Origin of the sequence: Stenotrophomonas sp. GD03654 (assembly GCF_029845105.1) — a bacterium.
Classification (GTDB): domain Bacteria; phylum Pseudomonadota; class Gammaproteobacteria; order Xanthomonadales; family Xanthomonadaceae; genus Stenotrophomonas; species Stenotrophomonas africana.
The window spans coordinates 1-5970 of record NZ_JAOCLC010000129.1 but is presented as its reverse complement, the minus strand read 5'-3'; the positions used below and the strand labels follow the sequence as shown (position 1 = coordinate 5970).

General features: G+C 68.5%; 5 protein-coding genes and 1 pseudogene. 5 read left to right on the top strand and 1 reads right to left on the bottom strand.

Annotated features, from left to right (window positions below; genetic code table 11):
- Positions 1 to 74: 74 nt before the first annotated feature.
- From N5J73_RS23915 to N5J73_RS23895, 5 genes and pseudogenes are all read left to right on the top strand, one after another.
- A complete protein-coding gene (locus N5J73_RS23915) occupies positions 75 to 305 on the top strand; it encodes a hypothetical protein (RefSeq protein ID WP_005407834.1) in 231 nt (76 codons plus the stop codon).
- A gap of 48 nt (positions 306 to 353) precedes the next feature.
- Positions 354 to 1202: pseudogene (locus N5J73_RS23910) on the top strand (DUF2145 domain-containing protein); the annotation flags it as partial.
- Between the two features lie 22 nt (positions 1203 to 1224).
- Complete coding sequence (locus N5J73_RS23905; protein ID WP_049449454.1) at positions 1225 to 1728, top strand: hypothetical protein; 504 nt, start codon at positions 1225 to 1227, stop codon at positions 1726 to 1728.
- Positions 1729 to 1760: 32 nt separating this feature from the next.
- Positions 1761 to 2276 carry a hypothetical protein gene (locus tag N5J73_RS23900; protein WP_049449366.1) on the top strand — a complete coding sequence of 172 codons (516 nt, stop codon included), beginning with the start codon at positions 1761 to 1763 and terminating at the stop codon, positions 2274 to 2276.
- Between the two features lie 75 nt (positions 2277 to 2351).
- Positions 2352 to 2912 (top strand): queuosine precursor transporter, encoded by a 561-nt coding sequence (locus N5J73_RS23895; protein WP_049449368.1) that lies wholly within the window; start codon positions 2352 to 2354, stop codon positions 2910 to 2912.
- 240 nt (positions 2913 to 3152) lie between these two features.
- Here N5J73_RS23895 and glnE read toward each other — a convergent pair whose 3' ends face one another.
- Positions 3153 to 5948 carry a bifunctional [glutamate--ammonia ligase]-adenylyl-L-tyrosine phosphorylase/[glutamate--ammonia-ligase] adenylyltransferase gene (gene glnE, locus N5J73_RS23890; protein WP_049449370.1) on the bottom strand — a complete coding sequence of 932 codons (2796 nt, stop codon included), beginning with the start codon at positions 5946 to 5948 and terminating at the stop codon, positions 3153 to 3155.
- Positions 5949 to 5970: the final 22 nt, after the last annotated feature.

The following is a 5970-nucleotide window of genomic DNA, read 5'->3' as shown; positions in this document are numbered from 1 at the left end:
CGCAGCGTTTTCTGAACATTTCGATCCGACTGTGCGGTTAGAGTCCAGCGTCCCCCATCACGCTGAACGTCTTCATGCGCACCCTGCTCCTGCTGCCCCTGGCCCTGCTCGCCGCCTGCTCCACCACGCCCACCGAGCTGGATCCGATCTCGTATCAATGCCAGCAGCAGCTGGACGCGTACCGCGAACAGCCGGCGCTGCGCGATCCGAAGACTGGTCAGCGCCCGCCGCTGCCGGTGGCCCCGATCAGCGACGCCTGCGACAAGGAACTCCAGCGCAAGGGCCTGGACCGCCCACTGCGCTGAGCAGCGTATGATCGGCGCGCGGGCCTGCCCGCCGCTGAAGGTACCGACATGGATCGTTTTTCCCGCCTGCCCCGCGCCGTGCTGCTGATCGCCAGCCTGTTGGCGACTGCACCGGCCTGGGCCAACAGCACCGAATGCCGCGAGCGCTACCCGAGCGTGGCCGCGCAGGCGGCGATGCTGGACGTGGCCTGGACCACCGCCGAGCGCCTGGACGCGCTGCCCGATGTGGACGTGGTGGTCGCCGCGCGCGGTGGCCAGGACCTGAGCCGCTACGGCCTGCGCCACAGCCACCTGGCGTTCCTGCTGCGCGAGGACGACGGCCGCTGGCGCGCGATGCACCTGCTCAACCGCTGCAAGACCGACAGCTCGCAACTGTTCCACGAAGGGCTGGGCAACTTCGTCGGCGAGAGCGGTGGTCATACCGACCTGCGCATCGGCGTGCCGTCGGCACCGTTGCGTGCGGCACTGCGGGCGATGCTGGTGTCACCCTCGATCCAGCCCAGGGCGCTGCACGAAACCAGGTACAACGTGGTTGCCTACCCGTTCGCAACCGACTACCAGAACTCCAACCAGTGGGTGCTGGAAGTATTGGCCGCGGCGATGGCGCAGACCGAAGGCGCGCCGGCCATCGTCAAGCGCGAACAGGCGCAGCAGTGGCTGCGCCAGCAGAAGTACCAGCCCAGCGTGCTGCATATCGGCCTCGGCAAGCGCGTGGGTGCGCGCCTGTTCGTAGCCAATGCCACCACCACCGACCATCCGGCCGGCGAACGCATCTCCGGCAACTATTCGGTGGTGACGGTGGAATCGGTGTTCGACTTCCTGCACCAGCGCAGCCAGCTGCAGCAGGAACTGGTGATCCCCCATGTGCCGGTGGCCGGCGCTGCCGCCGCCACGCCCGGAATCCCGCGAGGAGAACGACATGCGTCCGCTACTGCCTTCCCTGATGTCGATGGTGTTCGTCGCCAGCCTGTTCGCCGCGAATGCCGCCCATGCCGAACGCCGCATCGTGATCATCCATGACCCGGGTCCGCAGGGGCCAAGCCTCGAAATGTCCACGCAGATGGTCACCTCGGCACGTGCGGCTGCAGCGCAGGAAGCGCAGGATGCGGCCGATGCGGGTCGCCCGTTGGCCCGTCAGCAGCAGATCAAGCTGCCGCAGATGGAGGTGAGCGCTATCGCCACCACCGTCGACGGCCGCCGCGAAGTGCTGCTGCGTGATGCCAACAACCCGCAGAACACCGCCTCGATGCAGTACCCGCGCGGCGTTGGCGATCCCGCCGTGCAGTTCAGCGTGGGCCAGACCGTGAACTTCGAGCCGACCGGCAACGATCAGGGCTGGCAGCTGAAGGACAACCAGGGTCGCCCGCTGGAATACCTGCCCGAGGCCACCGGCCCGCGCGACATCTTCGATACCCGGCGCTGAGCCGCCGTCCCCATCCTGACCAGGAGGTCTCCATGTTCCGTTGCCTGCGCGTTCCCGCCACTGCCCTGCTGCTTTCGGCACTGGTGGTGCCCACCGTCCATGCCGGCGCAGCGCCGCAGTTGAACAGCAGCCAAGCCAGCGTGATCGTGACGTCGTTCGTGGTGCTGTCGTTGCCACTGGCGGCCTCGATGGGCCTGTCCGAACTGTCCAAAGCGCCGTTCAAGGCCAGCGAGCGCAACGGCCGGGCCGCGCGCACCAAGGCCGTGCCACTGCCACCGATGGAAGTGAAGAAGGTGGAGACCACGCAGGCGGGCGAGCGCCAGGTGCAGCTGCAGGTGCCGGACAAGGCCGACCAGACCGCCACCCTGCACTGGCCGGTAACACCGAAGGATGAAGATCCGACGGCTGCGTTCGTGGTCGGCCAGCAGGTGCGCTTCGAGCCGACCCCGGCCGGTGCCGGCTGGAACGTAAAGGGCGCCCAGGGCCAGACGTTGGCCTATGTGCCGACCGCCTACGCCGCCGGCGACGTGATGAGCGAATCGCTGTAAAGCTGAACGAGTGGTTTTGGCTTTGCCGCGGGCCGGGCGGATAATGGGCGATCCCCTTTGTCCCCCTGGCTCGCCATGTCCGTGCGCCCTGCCCCTGTGTTCGCCCCGCTGACCGCCCGTGCCCTGGTGCTGGCGGTGCTGGCGATGGGCGCGGTGGTGCTGCTGTCCAACGTACTGGTGCAGTACCCGATCAACGATTGGCTGACCTGGGGTGCCTTCAGCTATCCGGTCGCGTTCCTGGTCAGCAACCTCATCAACCGCCGCTTCGGCCCGGGCCCGGCGCGCCGCGTGGCGTGGATCGGCTTCTTGGTGGCGGTGCTGCTGTCGATCTGGGTAGCCACGCCGCGCATCGCCATTGCCTCGTGCTCGGCCTTCATCGTGGCCCAGCTGCTGGACATCACCGTGTTCGACCGCCTGCGCCGTGGCAGCTGGTGGCGCGCGCCGATGGTGGCCACTACCTGCAGCGCGACGGTGGATACCACCATTTTCTGGTCGATCGCGTTTGCCGGTTCGGCGCTGCCGTGGGTGAGCTGGGCGGCAGGCGACCTGGCGGTGAAGCTGGCGATCGGCGTGTGCCTGCTGGCCCCGTTCCGCGCGTTGTTGTGGAAGATGGCGCCGCTGCGCGCGACCAGCTGACTGCACATGCTCTGGTAGGTGCCAACCTTGGTTGGCACGCTGTTGCCGGGGTCATGAACGCTGATGGATTGTGCCAACCAAGGTTGGCACCCACCAACAGCAGGTCATCGCCAGGCCATAGCTCTGGTAGGTGCCAACCTTGGTTGGCACGATGTTGCCGGGGTCATGAGTGCTGATGGCCTGTGCCAACCAAGGTTGGCACCCACCAGAAGCAGGCCATTGCCCAACCATCGCTGCCGCTCAGGCGAACGGCAACGCTGCCGCTCTGCACGCTGCCGTAATCGCCGCACACGCCTCTTCAATCGCGGGCGTGGTCGGTGCCAATCGCGGGCGCCGGTCCAGCGTGCAGGCCAGGCCCACGTCCAGCAACGTGGCATGCGCTCCATGCAGCGCCTGCGCGGTGTCTTCCGGCAGGAAACCGGCAACCGCCAACGCATCGATCAACGACGGCGTATCGCGCGGCTGCAACAGCGCCGCATGCTGCGCACTGCGCGCCAGCACGCCGGTCTGCAGCAGGAATTCCAGGTCCACTACGCCACCGGCGCCCTGCTTCAGGTCCAACCGCGCGGCGTCGCTGCGGTCCAGTTCGGTACGCATGCGGCCGCGCATCTTCAGCACATCGGCATACAGCGTGGCCGGATCGCGTTCACGCCCCAGCGTCTGTGCACGCACCTGATCGAAGTCGGCCAGCAGGCTGGCGTCACCGGCCACGCCGCGTGCGCGCACCAGGGCCTGGTGCTCCCAGGTCCATGCACGTTCGCGCTGGTACTCGGTGTAACTGGCCAGCGAAGACACCAGCGAACCCTTGCCGCCATCCGGGCGCAGGCGCACGTCAATGTCGTACAGGCGCCCGGCAGCGGTGACCGCAGCGAGCAGTGCCATCACCTTCTGTGCCAGGCGCGCGTACCAGCGCCCCGGCTCCAGCGGGCGCGCGCCATCACTGGCGTCCACACCGGCCGGGTTGTCGTGCAGGAACACAAGGTCCAGATCGGAACCGAAACCCAGCTCAAGACCTCCCAGGCTGCCATAGCCGATGATCGCGAAGCGTCCACCGGGAATCTCGCCGTGCGCAGCGCGCATGTCCGCCTCAGCCATCGCCAGTACGGTGACCACCACCGCCTGCGCCAGTTCGGCCAGTTGCCGGGTGCTGTCCACCGCGCCCTGGCGGCCGTCCAGCGTGGCCATCGCCATGCGGAAGCTGAGTGCCAGCCGCGTCTCGTTGAGCCAGCGCAGCTGCGACTCGGGATCTTCCACCGGCAATACCTGCTGGCATTCGGTCAGCATGCCGGCGAAGTCGGGCATCGGGCCGGACACGCGTACGTCCAGCAGTTCGTCCAACAGCAGCGGATACGCCGCCAGGCGCTCGGCCAGCAGCGCGCTGCGCGCCAGCACATCGACCAGCCGCGCCAGCGCACTCGGTTGTTCGTCCAGCAGCGCGAGATAGCTGGTCCGGCGCAGTACCGCCTGCAGCAGGCCGAGCACGCGCTTGAGCGCGGCATCCGGCTGCGGTGAACGCGTGGCCGCATGCAGCAGCGCAGGCAGCACGCGATCCAGACGCGCACGCGCGGCATCAGACAACGACTTCACGCCCGTGCCTTGGGCGAAATCACGCAATGACTGGTCGGCGCCATTGGCATCGAGGAAACCGGCTTCGGCCAGCAGTGGTGCGTTGCTGCCCTCGGGCAGGCTGCGCCAGTAGTTGGCCAGTGCGTCGGGCGCGGCCTGGCCCTTGCGCGGCGCCAGCAGCGCGGCGAATTCGGTACTGACCCGCTGCTGCTGCACGGCCAGTGCTGCGCGCAGCACGTCCCAGTCCAGATAGCCCAGGCCGACGGCAATGCGCTCGCGGTCCAGCGCATCGCTGGGCAGCACATGCGTCTGCGCATCACGCAGCATCTGCAGGCGGTTTTCCAGGCGGCGCAGGAACAGGTAGGCCTCGCGCAGCGCGCTGCCGTCCTCGGGCGCGATCTGCCCGGCAGCCACCAGCGCGTCCAGCGCCACCAGCAGGCGACGCTCGCGCAGCGCCGGTTCGCGCCCACCGCGGATCAGCTGCAGTGCCTGGCACAGGAATTCGATTTCGCGGATGCCACCAGCGCCGCGCTTGATGTCTTCATGCAGTTCACGGCGCGCGACTTCGGCGGTGATCGCCGCCTTCATTTCGCGCAGGCCATCGAGCGCGGTGAAATCCAGGTAGCGGCGGTACACGAACGGGCGCAGGGTCTGCAGCCACGCCTCACCGGCCTCGATGTCACCAGCCACCGCGCGCGCCTTCAGCCACGCATAGCGTTCCCAGTCGCGGCCTTCGCGCTGGAAGTACTGGTCCATCGCCGCGAACGACAGCGCAACGCGGCCGGCGCTGCCGAACGGGCGCAGGCGCAGGTCGACGCGGTGGCTGAAGCCATCGACCGTGGTTTCGTCCAGCAGCTTGGCCAGGCGCTGGCCGAGGCGGGCGAAATATTCTTCCGCCGCCAACGGGCGCGGCCCGTCGGATTCGCCGCCCTGCGGATAGGCGTAGACCAGGTCTACATCGGAACTGAAGTTGAGCTCGCCACCGCCGAGCTTGCCGAGGCCGAACACGACCAGCTGCTGCGGCGCACCCTGTTCATCGGCGATGACGCCATGGCGCTGGGCGAATTCCTGCTGCAGGGCATCCAGTGCCAGCCGCAGGCAGTCCTCGGCCAAGGCGGTGGCGCCGGCCAGGGTCTGCGCCACGTCGTCCAGACCGGTCAGGTCGCGCCAGATCAGCCGCGTGGACATCGCCGTGCGCCAGCGCCGCAGCTGCGCCGGCCAGTCGCTGGGCTGCAGCGGATCGAGCACCGGCGCCGGGATCGGCGGGCAGCCGGGCGCGGCCAGCTGTGCCAGCAGGCCCGGCTGGCGCACCAGGGTGTCCAGCGCGAAGTCACTGGTCACCGCCAGGCGGGTCAGCAACGGCAGCAGGTCGGCCGGGATGGGCTCGGGCAGGACCTGGGCCAGACGCGCCAGGGCGCGGTCGACAAGAGGCTGCAGCGAGGCGGGCAGGTCAGCGGGGGCGAGGGTCATGGGCTGATTGTATCGACCCGGT

Coding starts and splice junctions, on each gene's coding strand:
- N5J73_RS23895 (WP_049449368.1), top strand. CDS start 2,352: ATGTCCGTGCGCCCTGCCCCTGTGTTCGCCCCGCTGACCGCCCGTGCC.
- N5J73_RS23900 (WP_049449366.1), top strand. CDS start 1,761: ATGTTCCGTTGCCTGCGCGTTCCCGCCACTGCCCTGCTGCTTTCGGCA.
- glnE (WP_049449370.1), bottom strand. CDS start 5,948: ATGACCCTCGCCCCCGCTGACCTGCCCGCCTCGCTGCAGCCTCTTGTC.
- N5J73_RS23915 (WP_005407834.1), top strand. CDS start 75: ATGCGCACCCTGCTCCTGCTGCCCCTGGCCCTGCTCGCCGCCTGCTCC.
- N5J73_RS23905 (WP_049449454.1), top strand. CDS start 1,225: ATGCGTCCGCTACTGCCTTCCCTGATGTCGATGGTGTTCGTCGCCAGC.